Origin of the sequence: Aquisalinus luteolus (assembly GCF_009712425.2) — a bacterium.
In the GTDB taxonomy this organism is placed as follows: domain Bacteria; phylum Pseudomonadota; class Alphaproteobacteria; order Caulobacterales; family Parvularculaceae; genus Aquisalinus; species Aquisalinus luteolus.
This window is the reverse complement of the sequence record NZ_VCJR02000001.1, coordinates 179,446-196,301: the sequence shown is the minus strand read 5'-3', so window position 1 is coordinate 196,301 and position 16,856 is coordinate 179,446. Positions and strand designations below refer to the sequence as shown.

General features: G+C 59.6%; 9 protein-coding genes. 5 read left to right on the top strand and 4 right to left on the bottom strand.

Going from position 1 to position 16,856, the window contains the following annotated elements; genetic code table 11:
• Positions 1-84: 84 nt before the first annotated feature.
• On the bottom strand, positions 85-6,219 hold the full coding sequence (locus FF098_RS00820; protein ID WP_155135996.1) for an autotransporter domain-containing protein: 6,135 nt from the start codon (positions 6,217-6,219) through the stop codon (positions 85-87).
• Between the two features lie 98 nt (positions 6,220-6,317).
• Complete coding sequence (locus FF098_RS00815) at positions 6,318-8,735, bottom strand: serine/threonine-protein kinase (RefSeq protein ID WP_155135993.1); 2,418 nt, start codon at positions 8,733-8,735, stop codon at positions 6,318-6,320.
• A gap of 168 nt (positions 8,736-8,903) precedes the next feature.
• Between FF098_RS00815 and FF098_RS00810 the strand changes: the two genes are divergently transcribed.
• Positions 8,904-9,431 carry an ECF-type sigma factor gene (locus FF098_RS00810; protein WP_155135992.1) on the top strand — a complete coding sequence of 176 codons (528 nt, stop codon included), beginning with the start codon at positions 8,904-8,906 and terminating at the stop codon, positions 9,429-9,431.
• An 8-nt stretch (positions 9,432-9,439) separates the two neighbouring features.
• On the opposite strand, the gene FF098_RS00805 is transcribed toward FF098_RS00810, so the two are convergent.
• The gene (locus tag FF098_RS00805) at positions 9,440-10,519 is read right to left on the bottom strand and encodes a LacI family DNA-binding transcriptional regulator (RefSeq protein ID WP_229714495.1); all 1,080 of its coding nucleotides are present in this window, start codon (positions 10,517-10,519) and stop codon (positions 9,440-9,442) included.
• A gap of 109 nt (positions 10,520-10,628) precedes the next feature.
• Positions 10,629-11,963: a pectate lyase family protein gene (locus FF098_RS00800; RefSeq protein ID WP_155135989.1), complete on the bottom strand. Its 1,335-nt coding sequence runs from the start codon at positions 11,961-11,963 to the stop codon at positions 10,629-10,631.
• A 164-nt stretch (positions 11,964-12,127) separates the two neighbouring features.
• Between FF098_RS00800 and FF098_RS00795 the strand changes: the two genes are divergently transcribed.
• From FF098_RS00795 to FF098_RS00780, 4 genes are read left to right on the top strand one after another with little or no spacing between them, the layout of a single operon-like run.
• Positions 12,128-12,946 (top strand): 2-keto-4-pentenoate hydratase, encoded by an 819-nt coding sequence (locus tag FF098_RS00795; protein ID WP_155135986.1) that lies wholly within the window; start codon positions 12,128-12,130, stop codon positions 12,944-12,946.
• 52 nt (positions 12,947-12,998) lie between these two features.
• Entirely contained in the window at positions 12,999-14,582 is a 1,584-nt protein-coding gene (locus FF098_RS00790; protein ID WP_155135983.1) for a carboxylesterase/lipase family protein, read from the top strand.
• Between the two features lie 28 nt (positions 14,583-14,610).
• Positions 14,611-15,174, top strand: a complete 564-nt coding sequence (locus tag FF098_RS00785) for a PepSY domain-containing protein (RefSeq protein ID WP_155135980.1) — start codon at positions 14,611-14,613, stop codon at positions 15,172-15,174.
• Positions 15,175-15,186: 12 nt separating this feature from the next.
• On the top strand, positions 15,187-16,839 hold the full coding sequence (locus FF098_RS00780) for a family 43 glycosylhydrolase (RefSeq protein WP_155135977.1): 1,653 nt from the start codon (positions 15,187-15,189) through the stop codon (positions 16,837-16,839).
• The last annotated feature ends 17 nt before the right edge of the window (positions 16,840-16,856 follow it).

Here is a 16,856-nt window from a genome sequence, read left to right as displayed (position 1 = left end):
GCCTCACAATCCGAAACTCGCGCACAAAAAAACGGAAGCGGGGGATGCCCGCTTCCGCCTGTTTTTCCCGATGAGAAGACCTGCCTATCCGCCAAAATCGACGGACAGACCGATCATGGCGCTGGTGGAGCGTGTGTCGTCTCCCATACGCGTCTTGACCGATCCAAACAGGTTCGCCCGTTCGCTGACCTGCATGCTCAGGCCGGCAGAACCGACAAAGGCACTCTTGGGTTCAGTGATACCGCGATTGAGATAGATCGCCCCTTCCACCGGCGCGATACGCGACAGGCTTTCCACGGCCCGGTCACCGAAGCCATGTTCGTAGCGGGCATCGACATAGGTCGTCACCGGCCCGTTGCGGCCTGTCGAGGCATACTCGACGCTGGCACCGGCACTGACGAAGGTCGCATCCATGTCGGCATCGTCGAAGGTATGGCTGAGGATACCGAGGCCGGTTTCCTCATAGCCGTCGCGCTCGCCCTTCACGGTTTCCACCCCGAAGACCGGCCCGGCGCGCCATGAGGATGTGCCGTTCTCCCCGGCCGGAACCAGGTTGATCGCCGCATCGATACGCGCCGTCATCGACTGGCCATCCGCCTCACCGTAGCCTTCGACGGTATAGGGCGCGATCGCGACGCCCCGCACGAACTCATAGTCGTCGGCACTGTAGACAGCTGCCGCAGACAGGCGCAGGCGCGGGGTGGTCATGCTGCCATAAGCACCAAGACGCAGGCTCTCGACATCAGCCTCGCTCAGGCCGGACGAGACCTCGTTCGACCCGAAGCCGAGGGCGACACCGGCAGTCAGCGTCTGGCCGGGCCGTTCACTGGAATACTCAACCCCGAGGGTCGCACCGTAATTCTGCGACTCATAAGGGCTCGTCTCCTGCGCATCGCCATTGCCATCGGCATTGATCTGCTGAACCTCACCCTGTGCCCATGCCGTCACTTCTGCACCATCTGCTGTCTCGTAGGTCGAGACCGTGCCGGGCTGGACAAGCCCTTCGCGGGTGCGCTGGATCAGCCCGTCGGAGAAGGCACGTGCCAGCGAGACCTGGGATTGCAGGGCGTCTGCAACGATCGAGGTGTCGGAGAATTTCGGCTCGTTCTCCACTTCCGTATCCGGCTCTTCGCCTTCCGGGTCTGTGTCCGGATCGGGATCTGTATCCGGATCCGTATCGGGGTCCGGATCAGTGTCCGGATCGGGATCGGTATCCGGGTCCGGGTCAGTATCCGGATCTGGATCGGTGTCCGGATCGGGATCGGTATCGGGGTCTGGATCAACGTCCGGATCAGGGTCCGTGCCTGATGCCCTGAGGGCCAGAAGCACGGTGTTTGCAGTGCCAAGATCCACGACGGCATCAAGATCGGGCAGGTTGTCCATGATGCTTTCGAAGGCACCGGAGATACCGCCGGCACTTTCGATGATCGTGTATTCGGTATCCGCCATGTAGGAGGTCAGGATATCGATCGCATCGACCTGCAGCATGCCGCCCAGGCTCGTCTGGCCACCGGCGGAGATCAGGTCCGATGTCCCATCGGCGGCAATCTCGATTTCCAGCGTGCTGCCGCTTTCAAGGACCACATCGCCGCTCACCGTCAAGGTGCCGATGGAGTTGCCCGGTGCCAGCACGCCACTATTGGTGATGCTGCCGACAGTGCCGGTCCCCTCCAGTCGGCCATCGGGTCCGATGGAGATGGAGTTGCCGGCTGTCGCGTTGAACCGCATTGTACCGGACTGGACCATCATCATCAGGCCCGCCAGCGGCCCCTCCATCCCGTCGAGGATATCGAGGCGGCCTTCCCCATCGAACATGAAATTCTCTGCACCGGAAACTGCGGTGGCGGCTGTCAGGAACTGGTCCAGCATCCGCGTTTGCCCGGCGCTGACGGAAACGGCGATCGTGTCATCGCCATCGCCAAACTCGATCGGCCCGGTGACGGAGCCGTCATCGACAAGGGTCAGCCTGTCGTCACCACCGCCAAAATCGATGGAGCCTTCTGCCGTCCCGGCCATCCACAGATGGTCGTTTCCAAGCCCGCCAATATAGGCCTTCCCGGATTCTGCGTTCAGGACCGAGCCGTCATCGAAGCGGAAGATAGCCGCCGACCCGGCTTCGCTGAGGACAGTGGTGATGCCAGCCGCATCATCGCCGGTACCACCGCTGACAGTCGCGCCGGTGATCATAAAATCCGCCGTTACGCCTTCAGCGTTGGCTACCCTGATACCGGAGCCGTTCGTGCCGGAACTAATGATGTCTCCTGTAGTGGAGATAGTCGCGTTCGCCGTGTTCAGCTCGAGCCCGTCAACCTCGTACGCATTCTCGCTGGTTGTGCCGATGTAGAGACCATGGGCGTCCTGCCCGCCAGCGGTGATCGTACCGCTATTGTCAAAAGTGATCGTGCCATTGGTGCCGGTATGCCCTATCTGAACGCCGCCGGACGTTGGCGAGAATCTGCTGGGAACAGGCGGCGTTCGCGTAATATCGCCAGTATTGATGACCACGATGTCTGTCGATCCATCCTTGGTCTCGGATTCGCCGGAAGACGTAATCTTGAATCCGAAATCATCAGCTGTGCGGGTACTTTCCATATTGCCGGAATTGGTGACTTCCACGCGGCCATCAGCCTCGATCTTGAGCAGTTCGCGGAAGCCGTAGATGTCGGCTGTATTGGAGAAGGTAACATCACCGCCTTCTCCTGCCTCGTTACGCTCTACACGAAGCCAGATTGTGGTTCCTGTATGACCATAGATGTCGCCACTATTGTCGAAGCTTATGTCACCGCCATTGATGCCCATATAGATTGCACCATCATCGCCGGTAACGAGTGCCGAATTCTCCAGCGTGGCTGACCCGTTCGCGGTTCTGAGTTCGATAGCTTGACTGAAAGCTCCCCAGGCCGTTGCATCGAGTGCTGATTCATTGATGATTCCGGTATTGACGATATCGATATCCCCGGTGCCGTTGACGCGGGTATATATCGCCGTACCGTTCGTCTCGAACGTGGCGGAGTTGTCGACGTTTATATTGCCATTTCCATCGATGATGAATTGCACCGCCCCATCCTCGAAACCGAAATAAGCGTCGATTTCGTTCGAAAGAACGGCATCTATATTGCCATCACCCGAAACGAGTGCATCGATGGCGATGTCATTGTCGATAAAGATGTCGGCATTACTGTCGAGATTGATGTCTCCATTGACCGTGCGCAGATACATGCCGATGGTCTGGACACCCTGACCGTACAGCGTGCCGTCGGCATAATTGATATTGATGTCACCATCGTCGGTTTGCGCCCTGATACCGACGGAGCCCTGATACTCCATCGTGATTGCACCGGACATGTCGATGTTCACATCGCCATCCTCGTAAGCAAAGCCTACAATGCCGAGGCTGTCAGGATTGGCCGTGTAGATAGAACCATCATGGGAGATGCTGACATTGCCACCTTCGCGCGACGACGCGTTGATGGCGCGACCGGTCCGGTTCATCCGGATGTTGCCGGACGAATTGACGGTGACATCGCCATCGGAAATGGCGCCGATCCCCCAACTGCTATTGCCCTGCATCGTCAGGCTATTACCGCCAAGATCGATATCGAGGACCAGTGGATCAGACTGCCTCAGGTTCAGGCCGAGACCGACAGAACCCGCAGTCGCAATCGAAATTGGCGCAGCCAGGTCGCTGATGGTGAGCCCATTCACCTCATAGGCAGTCGTATTCCGGTTAGCGCCGAAGTTGGTAACACCGCCATTCAGAGTGCCGGCACAAACGATGATCCCGCCAGAGGCTGTACAGCCGACGGGTGCCGACACGGCGTCCTGCGGCGCAAGCAGCCTCAGGATGACGGCAGTACCGTTATTGGCAGAGATCGGCAGGAAGTTCAGGTCGGGGATATTGTCGATAATGTCGAGAAAGAACCCGTCAAATCCTTCCGTTGTCAAGATGATGCCGAAGTCGGTGCTGGCCGTGTAGTCAGTCAACAGGCTCAAGGCGTTGATGACGAGTGTACCACCGAGCTGGATACTGCCGATAATATCCAGAATATCAGCGGTGCCATCGGGCATGATGTCGACGAAGAGAGTCCCTTCCGGCTGCAGAACGAGGTCGCCGCGCATGACGCTGGTGCCGATCACGCCATCACCGAAGGGTGACAGGGTGCCGAAATTGTTCAGCACGCCTTCATCGCCCAGATCGATTGAGTCGCCGGGCTCATAGCGCGCACCGATCAGGTTCTCCAGCAGGCTCTCGCCATCGCTCATGATGATGTTGCCAAGGATCGTGCCCCGGTTCGTGATCACCTCATTGCCGCCTTCGCCATAGATGGCGAGCCCTGACAGGGCAGAGACCGTGCTGCCCGTTCCGATGCTGATGAGAGCATCGGGATCGTCATTGTCGGCATTGCCATAGACGGCGATGGCCGAGCCGGTGCCGCTGCCGCCTGTGACCGTAACATCCGGACCGACGCCAATGCTAACCATGGCACCCTCACTGGCCTGACCGACAAGGGCGTCTGTGCCATCGCCCGTCGCCGAGATATCGCCACTGGTGTAGATCGTGATATCACCCCCCAGTGACGTCGCATCGATCGCTGCGGCATTGGCACCGGTCGTGGTTATCGTACCGTAATTGTATCCCAGTATCTCACCGGTGCCATTCTGAAGGAGCAACATGCCCTGAAGGCCGTCATTGCCTGAGGTCAGTGTGCCCTGATTGAAAACGCCGACCAGACCCGCACCATTGCCTTCTACCCCGGCCAGCGCAGAGGCATTTGCCCCGGGCAGCGAAGTGATCGTGCTGTCCTGCGAAATATCGACGACCGCACTACCCTCACCCCTCGCAACTGCCCCAACGACGTTCTGCCCTGATCCCGCTGATCCGGTGACAGACCCGTCGAGCAGGATGGTCGCATCGCCATCGCCAGTGTTCGTCGCAAACAGCCCATAGCCATCGGCGACGGATACTTCGCCGGTCTGGTTGATATAGGCGAGATCACCGCCGCCCTCGACCACGATGCCACCCGATGCGGATCCTGACACTGTCACGTTCCCGGTCGAGACCACAGCGGCCTGACCCACGGCGCTGTGGGCAAAGATGCCAGCGGCCTGATCGCCGCCAATGGTGATGTCTCCTGTCGATACGACACCGGCATCGCCGCCATCGCCTGACCAGGCATAGATGCCAAAGCCTTGGGTACCGCTTGTACTTATGTCGCCCTCGGAAATAATGCCGACGCTGCCGAACTCGGTATCACCATAGAGACCGGGGCTTTCCTCGCCCTGTGTAGTCACATTGCCGATGGAATTGATATTGATGCCACCGCCCCCCAGTCCGGTTGCATAAATCCCGGCAGATCTGATGCCGCTGGTATTGATGGTGGCGGTGCTATCGATATCGATCAGGCCGGAATAGATCCTGGAGAAAATACCGACGGAGTCCTCGCCATACGTCGTGATGCTTCCATCGAAAGTGATCCTGCTTTCGCCATTGCCAAGTTCGGACATGACCGCATGGCCGTTATCGCCGTTCGTCGTTACCGTTCCGGTATGCTTCAGGGTGATGTTCGCATCGCCCAGCGGGAACCGGTCCGGCGAGATGATGGTAATGGTGTCGCCGTCGACCTCGACATATTCGAAGGTACTCATCGCGACACCATAAATACCCCTGCTTCTTTCACCGGTCACATTGATCAGGCCCTCTGAGACCAGATCGATATTCCCGCTTTTGGCCGTGCCCAGGACGATACCGTGGCTACCAAGGAACGAGCCGGCAAAGATGTCCGCCTTGATATCGGCGAAGAGGTTGCTGTTCTCCCCGAGAAAAATAACACCATTGCCGGGCCGGTCTATGCCGTTCGTGCGAATGGCGAAGTCGCCTAGATCGACGGTCAGATAGAGATTTTCTGCACTGCTGAAGGGGGCGTTGAACTCGATGCCCTCGCTGGCATTACTGCCATGCAGGTCCGTATCAGGGGTTATATCACCCGTGACATCCCTGATGACCAGCCGCTCGACCGGCGGCACCGTGAAATCGTTGGGGTTTCGCACCCCCCGGGTCAGATCGCCGGTACAGACAAGCTCGTTGTCTACCAGTTCGCACTCAGCCCACGCCGCACTGAAACCAGCTGGCGCCGATAGTATACTCATCGCTGCAGCGCTGGCCCCTGCCAGCAGCAACCGGCGCATCGCGCCTTGTCTGTTCTCGGTCGAGATTGTCATCCCCGCCTCCTCAATGGTCCGACAGAGGCGCCTGAATGCTCCCCCTACTGTAAAGCACGGGAATTCAGGACGGGACGGGTCAAAAAATCCGGAAAAAGTTACTCTTCAGTGACCGGCATATCCGGCGCATCCAAAGACACACCGGGACATTTGGCGTACTCGGCATAGATCACCTGAAGCCCGGCGCGATCGATATCGGCAAGAACGCCGCCGGCTTCCATCTCGTCGGCAAGCCGCTTGACCTCCGCCATGGTGGCGCAGCGCTTCTCCTGTTCATTGAACATGCCGTAGAGGGTCTGCAGGTTCCAGTGACCGACCATAAGGTTGCGTTTCAGGTTTGCCTTTTCCGGCGACGCCGCGAGGCGCGCCTCGGCCTTTTCGATGCCGATCAGTGCCGTTGCCTCTGACTTTTCGAAGTCGCCATTGACCGCATAGGCGACCATGATCCCGCTTTCGACGAGATCCAGCGCCTGCCTGAAATGCTCGTTGTTCGGGTCGCGGCGGGTCAGGTCCCGAACGGCATATAGCGCCGCCTCGTAATCGCTCACCGATTGCGGGCCATTGCCTGCATTGCCATGGGCAAAGCCACGCAAGTCATGGGCCATGTAATAGGCACGGGCGATATCGATCTCGTCGGGGGAGGTTTCATACAGCGCGTCGATCCGGGTGACAGCATCGTCACAGGTCGCGATCGCCTTCTCATACCCTTCGGTAAAGGCGTGGTTACGGCAAAGCTCCGTCAGGGTCGCGACCATCTGGAGGTCTCCGGCCTGTTTGTCCGACGCATTTTCCTCATGCATCGGCCAGAAGACGAGCAGGTCATCGCGCAACTCCTCAAGCCCCGTGATAGCAGCCTCGTGCCTGCCTTGATGGCTCTCCAGTGTCGAGGCCAGCAGCCGGGCCTCGAACAGCGCTTCCTGAACCACCGCCTCACGGGAGAACCGGGCCCCCGTCTGAGGTTCCAGCACACCGATAGCAGAGGTGATGGCAGCCTCTGCAGCCTCATAATCCTGATCGATATAAGTGTAGATCCGGCTGAGGTCGGAATAGGCCCGTCCAAGGTTCAGCCTGACAGCATCATTGCCGGGGTCCGTGTCCTGCAGCTCCGTCAGTAAAGTGATGGCCTGATTGAGGTTCTCCTTGGCTTTTTGCGCATCGAGTCGTGCGCCGCGGCTGGGGGAGCCCTGGATTTCAGACAGACGGATCAGGCCTTCGGCGGTCTCGAGGCGCAATCCCCGATCCGCCGCGCTGCTTGCCGACAGATCGTCGAGATATCCCTGCGCCGCCGTCGCGAGTTGCATCAGCGCATCGGAGCTGCCGGGCACATCCTCGATCGCATTATAGATATCGAACATCATGGTGTTGGCCAGATCACGCACATCACCGAACCGGCGCTCCGCTTCCATGCGGGCCGCCTCGGCTTCGCGGTAAAGATTGTTTGTCACGACGAGGCCGCCGATCAGCCCTGCCAGCACCACCATGGCTACGCCCGACATCCACTTGCGCTTGGTGATGACGCGCCCGGCCCTGTAGCCTAGCCCTCCATTGCGTGCCTCGACCGCATCCCCGGCCAGCAAGGCCTGAACATCCTTCGACAGGGCGTTGACGGCCGGATAGCGCTCTTCCGGCGCTGCCGCCGTTGCCCTTTCCACGATGGCGGCAAGATCGCGATCGGGCCGCCAGCGGCGGCTCATCGCCTCCAGCACACGCCCGAGGGAATAGATGTCCGACAGGGTGGTCGTCGGTTGGCCTGCCCGCCGCTCCGGCGCGGCAAAGCCGGGGGTAAAACTGAGCGATTGCACGGAAAAATGGGCCGGCCCGGCCCCGTCCAGCTCATGCGGCTTGGCGATGCCGAAATCGATCAGCTTCACGCTTCCCGTCTTCGTCACCAGAATATTTGACGGTGTCAGGTCTCGGTGAACGATCAGGTTCTGGTGGGCATGGCTGACGGCATCGCACAGGTCGAGGAAGAGGCCGAGCCCCACTTTTCTGCCGATGTCATTCTGCTTGCAGTATTCCGTGATCGACTGACCATCGACATATTCCATGATGATAAAGGGCGATCCGTCCTCCAGTTCGCCACCATCGAAAAGCCGGGCGATATTAGGGTGATCGAACCCGGCAAGGGTCTGGCGCTCGCGCTTGAACCGCTCGATCAGGGATTCCTTCAGCAGCCCCGGACGGATGATCTTTATCGCGACCTTGTGTTCGAAATCACCGCTGTCCCGCTCACCGGTAAAAACCGTGCCCATGCCGCCCTCGCCGATGATATCAACGAGGCGATAGGCGCCGATGCGCTCCGGATAGACGATGTCTGTCAGCTCCGACCCGGCACCGCCCGTTCGGAACCGGCCTGTGACGCTGGTTTCGGAGCTGGCCAGCCGCAAGACCCTGTAGCGCAGCTTGTCCCGGCCCTGTGTCCGGGCCTTGAGCCACTCATCCCGCTCCTGAGACGGCTGGTCCCAATAATCTTGCAATAATGCCAGAGCTTCGCGCTCTTCATGTATGGTGGTCATTTTCCCTCCCCGAACGGCGGGACATCTGCCCGGCCGCGCCACAGACCATCTCTTGCGCCATGCAAGCAAAAGGATACACTATTCTAAACGTCAATCGATCCGGAAACGGGTCAATTCGGAACCCCGGGGGTGAGTGTGCCGGATCAGATAGAGACCGAAGAGAGGTCGATGGAGCTGATGAGGCGGTGGCGCGAAGGCGACGCCGACGCAGCGCACGGCCTTATCGACATCTTTCATGACGACCTGCGCTCCCTGTCCTCTTCCATCCTGCGCCATGACAGGCGCAACTCGCTTTACGCCGATGAACTGGTCAACGAAATCGTCCTCAAGCTCGTCCAGCAGAAGCGCCTGCGCATCGAGGACCGGTCCCATTTCATGGCGCTGTCCGCCACGATGATGCGGCAGATCCTGGTCGATCACGCCCGCCGGCGCATGGCTCAGAAACGGCATCATCACAAGGTCACCCTCGTCACCGAGCATCATGCCGCCGACGAGGAGGCGATGGATATCGAGGAGCTTCATGCCGCCCTCGAGCAGCTGGCCCAGGTCGATGCCGATCTCGCCGATATTGTGGAGCTTCGCTATTTCGCCGGCATGACGGTGGAGGAAATCGCCGAAATCAGGGACTGTTCGCCTTCAACGGTGAAACGACGCTGGCGGGCCGCGCGCGCCTGGCTGCTCGACAGGCTAAGCTAGAGCAACGCTCACTTGCGCCTTGAGGTCGAGCTGCGGACGATCAGCTCAGGCATGAAGGAAATCTCCCTGGCAGCCTCTTCAGGGGCCGCGACCAGCTTCAGCGCGGCAGCCGAACCCATCTCCCGGATCGGCAGTCGGACTGTGGTCAGGGCCGGCCAGACGCGCGAGGCAATCGGCGTGTCATCGAACCCGACAATGGAAAGATCCTCCGGCACGCTGTAGCCCTTGGACCGGGCGACCTGGTAAATGCCGATGGCCATCTCGTCATTACCGGCAAAGATCGCCGTTGGCGGCGTACCGAGAGAGAGAAGTTGCTCGGCGCAGCGCACACCGGAATCATAGGTGTAGGCCCCTTCGCGAATCATTTCCGACGGCAGGTCCAGCCCATGCTCCTCCAGACCGCGGCGGAAACCCTCCAGCCTTTCATGGGCTGAACGGAATGACAGCGGGCCATGAATATGGGCGATGCGCTTGTGCCCCAGCGACGCGATATGGCGTGCCGCCTCCGCTGCGCCCTCGCTGTCATGGGTTCTCACCATGCGGTCCGACGTATCGAGATTGACCGAGGCAATGCGGATGCACGGGCAGTCGTAATCGTTCAACATGGTGACGAGCTTGTCGTCCTCGGACACGGAAGGCGGCAGGATGGCACCGAACAGCGTATTGCGCTGCATGAAAGCGGCCATCTTCTCGAAGAACTTCGGATCGCTCCGGTCGCACGGCTTGATGACCAGCTGCAGGTTCGTCTCTTCCAGCACATCCAGGATGCCGCGCTGCATGTTGACGATATATTGCGGGCTTGGGTTGTCGTAGATCATCGCGATCAGGAAGGACCGGCGAAAGGCAAGGGACTGCGCCTGCGTATTGGGAATATACCCGTACTGCTCGATCAGTTTCATGATCCTGAGCCGGGTATCCTCGCGCACGCGTTTGGAATTGTTGATGACGCGGGAGACGGTGATCTTGGAGACACCGGCCATACGGGCGATATCCTGCATCGTCACCTTGCCGGCAATCGCATTGCCTTCAGGTGCCCTTTCAATGGCGTCATTTTTGCCACTGCCGCGTTTTGTTGTTTTTCTTGTCACTCACACCTTCTGAAATCTCGAGATACAGAAAGGCTATGTTTAGCAAGATTTCCCACCGGCGCACCCCTGAAATAGGGTGCGACCGGCCAGATGTGCGGAAATTGATTGCTCAGGTCCCCTTGGCCTTGTTGCCGGAATCAAGGACGTCCGGCGATTTCGGCTCCATCGTATTGAGGTTCCAGTCATCGGGATTAAAGGGCTTGCGGGTCATTTCCTGAACCGGGAAACCGCCAACCTCTGATTCATTATCGATGATTTCACCCCTGCCCTCGGCGCTGTCCGCCAGGATCCGTACATCGTTGTAGTCACGGTCCCAGGGCCGCGCGCCGACATTGCGCAGCACATATTCTTCCGTTTCGTCAGCCGGCAGCACGGTTGGCAGGTTCGGTATTTCAGGCTGTGCATCCAGCTCGATGAATTCCGCCGTGCCCGTGGTGTAACGCCCGAGCTTGTTGATGTCATATCCCGCACGGTCGACGGCGATATTGTCTTCCATGTAGATCTCCAGGTCACCCTGCCCGCCGAGCATGACGAGCGCGAGCGAGTCCTGCGTATCCGGGCCTGCCCGCATCGCGTTGCCGATTACAGCCATCCGGCCGTTTTCCGGTGGCACATCGCCCCATTCCAGCCCCTGCAGGTTATAATGAATGGCGCGCGAGCCCGGATTATAGATGAAATTGTTCACGATAGCGCCGCGAACGCCGCCCTTGAACAGGGGGTTACGCTCATAATTATGCGCGTACAGATTACCGTAAATAAGAATATTGTTCACATTGTCATGGATGAGAGAGCCCTTGGAATGCTCGCCCTTTGCATGGCTGGCATAGGCCAGCCCCTCGGCGATGATGTTGTGGCTGTATGTAATGTCATGGGTGGTGCCCAGACGCCATTCGTCAGGTGTGTCGCCATTGAAACGGCTGCCTGATGCGGAAAGATTTTCATCCGTTGCCCACGTAAACGAGCAATGATCGACAATGATATTATAGGCCCCGTCTGCGGTGGAGATATTGTCGACATCGAAACCGCTGCGATAGGCATGGTCGCCCTGCCCCGACCGTATGCGGATATGCTGCATGATCACGTCATTGGTGGCGAAGGTGATGCCGCCCTTGATGATGGTGATGCCCGGTGATGGCGCCGTCTGTCCGGCGATCGTCACGAACGGATTGCTGACGCGAATGGTCTCGCTGTCCAGATCGATGACCCCGCCGACTTCGAAAACGACAATCCGCGGCCCCTCAGCCTCAAGTGCCGCGCGCAGCGACCCCTCGCCTTCAGCATCGAGATTTGTGACACGGATAATTTCGCCGCCCCTGCCACCGGGAGTGGTTGCCGCCCACCCCATCGCACCTTCGAATGCAAGATTGTCTGTTTCCTGCGAATGGGCGCTGTTGCCGCAAGAGGCGATTAACAAGGTGCCGAAAAGCACGGCCAAAAGGGTCATCGTGCTTCGTGTCATAGTCTGTTGAAAAATCTGCATTATCCTCAACCTTCCTGTGTCTCCAAAATATCTTTTTTGTTTTTGTAACATCTTGCGCAGCATTTTTGTATTGAAAATGTTACCGGTTTCCAATATTTTTTCCTCGTGAAATCAACAAGGTGTGCAAAGTGAATATTCCCCAGAAAATGCAAAATCCGGACAGGCTGAAACCGATAGCCCAGGCTTTCGTGGAGTCCCGTCGCGATGCAAAACACCTTGCACAATACCCCGGGGAGCATCCGGCCGACCTGCCGACTGCCTATGCGATTCAGGACACGGCCATCGATCTGTGGCCTGACGAAATCTCGGGCTGGAAGGTCGGGCGCATCCCTGACGCGATCGCGCCAAAATTCGGCGAGGACCGTCTGGTGGGTCCGATTTTCGCCAGAACCGTACAATATGCAGATGGCCGCTCTATCGAGCTGGAAGCCATCGAGGGCGGCTTTGCCGCCGTTGAGGGAGAGTTCATCCTTGAGCTGTCCGAGGATGCGCCTGCTGGCAAGACCGACTGGACGGTCGATGAAGCCCGTGCGCTCGTTGGCGAGGTATATTGCGGCATCGAGCTTGCCGGCAGCCCCTTCACCGGCATCAACGATCACGGCCCTTGCGTCACCGTTTCCGACTTCGGCAACAATGCCGGGCTGATCGTCGGTTCTCCCTTCTCCGACTGGCGTGACAAGCCGATGGAAGACTGGGGTTGCGAGACCTTTATCGATGAAGAACTGATCGGCAGCGGCACTGCCGCCCCGATGCCTGGCGGAGTCTTTGAATCCCTGCGTTTTGCCCTGATGCGCAATGCAGAAAGGGGCCTGCCGCTGAAGAAAGGACACCTGATCTCTTCAGGTGCCATTTCCGGCGTACACGAAATAAAAATAGGCCAGAGCGCCAGGGTCGTCTTCTCAGACGGCACGACCCTGCACTGCTCGATAAAGGCCAGGACCAGCTAGACCATACGGTGCTGCCCACATTTGCACCGTTGACCCTGACGGGAGGAACGGAATGCCAAATCTTGCCACCCCATCGCGGCGGCTTGTACTGAAAGGCACGCTCGCTGCCGGTGCAGCCGGACTGTCGCTGGGCACTGCTGCCCATGCCCAGACAAGACCGGTGGTCGAAACAGCCCACGGGAAAGTCCGTGGACGGCGGCAGGGCGGGGTCAGCTCCTTCCTCGGCATTCGATACGGTGCCTCGACAGAGGGACGCCGGTTTCAGGCGCCCATCGCACCTGAGGCCTGGGATGGCATCATGGATGCCACAGCCTATGGCCCATCGAGCCCGCAAGGCCGCACCGATGAAGAGACGAGCGAAGACTGCCTGTTCCTGAATGTGTGGACACGCGAGACCCGCACCGGCCGCAACAGGCCTGTGCTGGTCTATTTCCATGGCGGCGCCTATGCGCATGGTTCAGGCTCCAGCCCGCTTTACGACGGCACCAGCCTGGTTGAACGCGGCGATGTCGTCATAGTCACCGTCAATCACCGGCTGAACGTCTTCGGTTATGGCTATTTCAACCGCCTCGGAGCACCGGAAAGCTGGGCTGACAGCGGCAATGCCGGGCAGCTCGACCTCATCCTCTCCCTGAACTGGGTACGGAACAATATCGCCCGCTTCGGCGGGGACCCGGACAAGGTGACGGTCTTCGGCCAGTCCGGCGGCGGTGCAAAAATCGCAACGCTGATGGCGATGCCCGATGTCGACGGCCTGTTCCATCATGCCTGGACCATGAGCGGCCAGCAGGTCACGGCGTCTGGTCCGCTCAACGCCACACAACGATCACGTGCCTTCCTCGACGAGCTGGGCCTGGCCGTCAGCGACATCGACAGGCTGTCCGCAATGCCCATGTCGGAGCTCGTCGGCGCGCTATCGGCGACGGATCCGGTCTTTGGCAATGGCTCCGTCTATTTCGGTCCGACCCTCGATTTCAGGTCATTGAAGAGGCATCCCTTCTATCCGGACGCGCCGCAACAATCGGCGCATATCCCGATGGTCCTGGGAAATACAAAGGACGAAACGCGCGCCTTTCTCGGCGGCAATCCGGATAATCACACCCTGACATGGGAAGAATTGCCGGATGCCCTCGCCCCGCAAATGCGTGTCGATATCCTGCCTGAATATGTGGTCGAGAAATATCGCGAGCTCTTTCCGGACTATACCCCATCAGAGGTTTTCTTCGCGGCGACGACGGCGGGGCGGTCATGGCGCGGTCAGGTGATTGAGGCCGATGAGCGGGCAAAACAGGACACGGCTACATGGGTCTACCAGCTCGACTGGCCGGTCGATGACAAGGTCCGTGCCCCCCACACGCTGGATATCCCACTGGTCTTCGACACCACCCATGTGGAGGGTGCCCTTTCAGGCAACAGCCCGGAAGCACGAAAGCTGGCCGCACTGATGAGCGAAAGTTTGCTCAGCTTTGCCAGCGCTGGCAATCCGAACCACGCGGCACTGCCCGAATGGGGCAAGTACACCCTGCCCGATCGCCGGACCATGGTGTTCGACCTGCCGCCGCACGCAGAAGACGACCCGCGCAAGGCTGAACGCGAGCTGTTCGACACCGTCCCATACGTCCAGCCCGGCACCTGAGAGCCGGGAAGCTGAGAGGAGAGAGACCATGACACATAAACTATGGCTTGGCGCACTGGCAGGCCTGTGCCTGTCCGCTTGCGCTGAAGACACGACACCCGCAGACGCTGAAGTAGTAGACGCTGGCGAAATAGAGACTGGCGATAGCGAAGAGCGGATCGAAAAGGGTGAAACCTCGCTCGATGCCGTACCGGCGGAAGTCATCGCCCTTGCGCAATCGGCCAATCCCGGCGGCACCCTCACCGCAGCTGAATACGAGGTGAAGAATGGCCGCGAGATCTATGACATTGGCGGCGTGACGGCAGATGGCAGCGAGGTGGAATTCGACATCGGTCGCGAACCGGGCGGTGAGTGGGCCATCCTCGAAACCCAGAAGGATATTGCACCTGAGGCCCTGCCCCCGCTGGTCACTGCCGAGCTCGCCCGGTCCCACCCGGACTTCACCGTCAACCGCGTGATCGAAGGCGACCTGCCGGACGGTACGACCGTATACGAAATATATGGTACCGATGCAGACGGTGCGCAGATGCAGATCGAAATCCTCGTCGAGAATGGCGAGGCAAGAACACTGGAAGAACTACTACCTTATTGATTGGAGGAAACCATGACCGACCTGACCAGACGAACTGCGCTGGGGGCCCTGCTTGCCAGCGGAGCAACCGCTTGTGCCAGCAATCCGACCCAGGCACGCGCCACCACGCAGGATACGACCGGCACACGCGCTGGCGCCACCGGGGACTGGCAGGGCCTTGACTGGGCCCGTGGCGTCGAAAACAAGCGCCAGGCCGATCTCGGCAACGGGTATTTTCTCAACCCCGTCATGTCAGGCGACCATCCGGACCCATCCATCCTCAAGGATGGCGATGACTACTACATGACGTTTTCGACATTCGATGCCTATCCCGGCCTGATCATCTGGCACTCCATGGACCTGGTGAACTGGCAGCCGATCGGCCCGGCCCTGACCCGGAATGTCGGCTCCATCTGGGCGCCCGAACTGACCAAGCATGGCGATCGCTACTATCTCTATATCCCCAGCAAGCAGACGGCAGAACCCGGCTCCAGGACCACAAGCTGGGTGATCTACACGGATGATATCAAGGGCGGACAATGGTCTGACCCGATCGATCTCGACCTGCCGGACCACATCGATCCCGGCCACGCCGTTGGCGAGGATGGCAGCCGCTGGCTGTTCCTGTCCGGCGGCGACCGGATCAGGCTGTCCGACGACGGGCTGTCGACCGTCGGCAGCGTGGAACATGTCTATGACCCGTGGCGCTATCCGGAAGACTGGATCGTGGAAGGCTTCGCCCCTGAAGGCCCGAAGATCACCCGCTATGGCGAGTACTACTACCTTATCACCGCCGTTGGCGGCACCGCCGGCCCGCCGACCGGGCACATGGTCATCGCGGCGCGTTCAAAGTCGATTAACGGCCCGTGGGAAGATCATCCGGACAACCCCCTTGTACGGACGGAATCCGCAGAGGAAAAATGGTGGTCACGCGGCCATGCCACGCTGGTCGAAGGACCGGGGGGTGACTGGTGGAGCGTCTATCACGGCTATGAGAACGGCTTCTGGACGCTTGGCCGCCAGACCCTGCTGGCGCCGATCAGCTGGAGCGATGATGGCTGGTTCCACTATGGCGGGGGCGACCTGTCCCAGCCTATCGCCATGCCTGAAGGCGGCAAGAGCCAGCCGCACAACATCGCCTTTTCCGATGATTTCAGCACGGACAAATACGGCATCCAGTGGCACTTCTTCAAACCGACGCCAGAGGAAACCGCGCGCATCACCCGCAAGAACAACACCTTGCACCTGAAGGGCAGCGGCGAATCCCCCGGCGAAGGATCATCGCCCCTGCTGTTTGTCCAGGGCGACCTTGCCTATGAGATCGAATGCGACATGGAGCTTGTCGGCGATACCATGGCAGGCCTCCTCCTGTTCTATGACGAAGAACTGTATTGCGGCGTCGGTTTCGATGCGGAGCGTTTCGTCTCCCACCAGTACGGGCTGGAGCGTCACCGGCGCACCAACCCGCATGGGCGGCGGCTGATCATGCGCCTGCGCAATGACCGCCATATCGTCACATTCCATACTTCCAGCGATGGCGAGAACTGGATCAAATACGACCGCGGCATGGAAGTGTCCGGTTATCACCACAATGTCCGCGGCGGCTTCCATATGCTCAAGCCCGGTTTTTACGCATCCGGCGATGGCGAAGTCCGTTTCCGGAACTTCAAATACCGGGCACTCTAGCGTTACCGGTTTCAAGA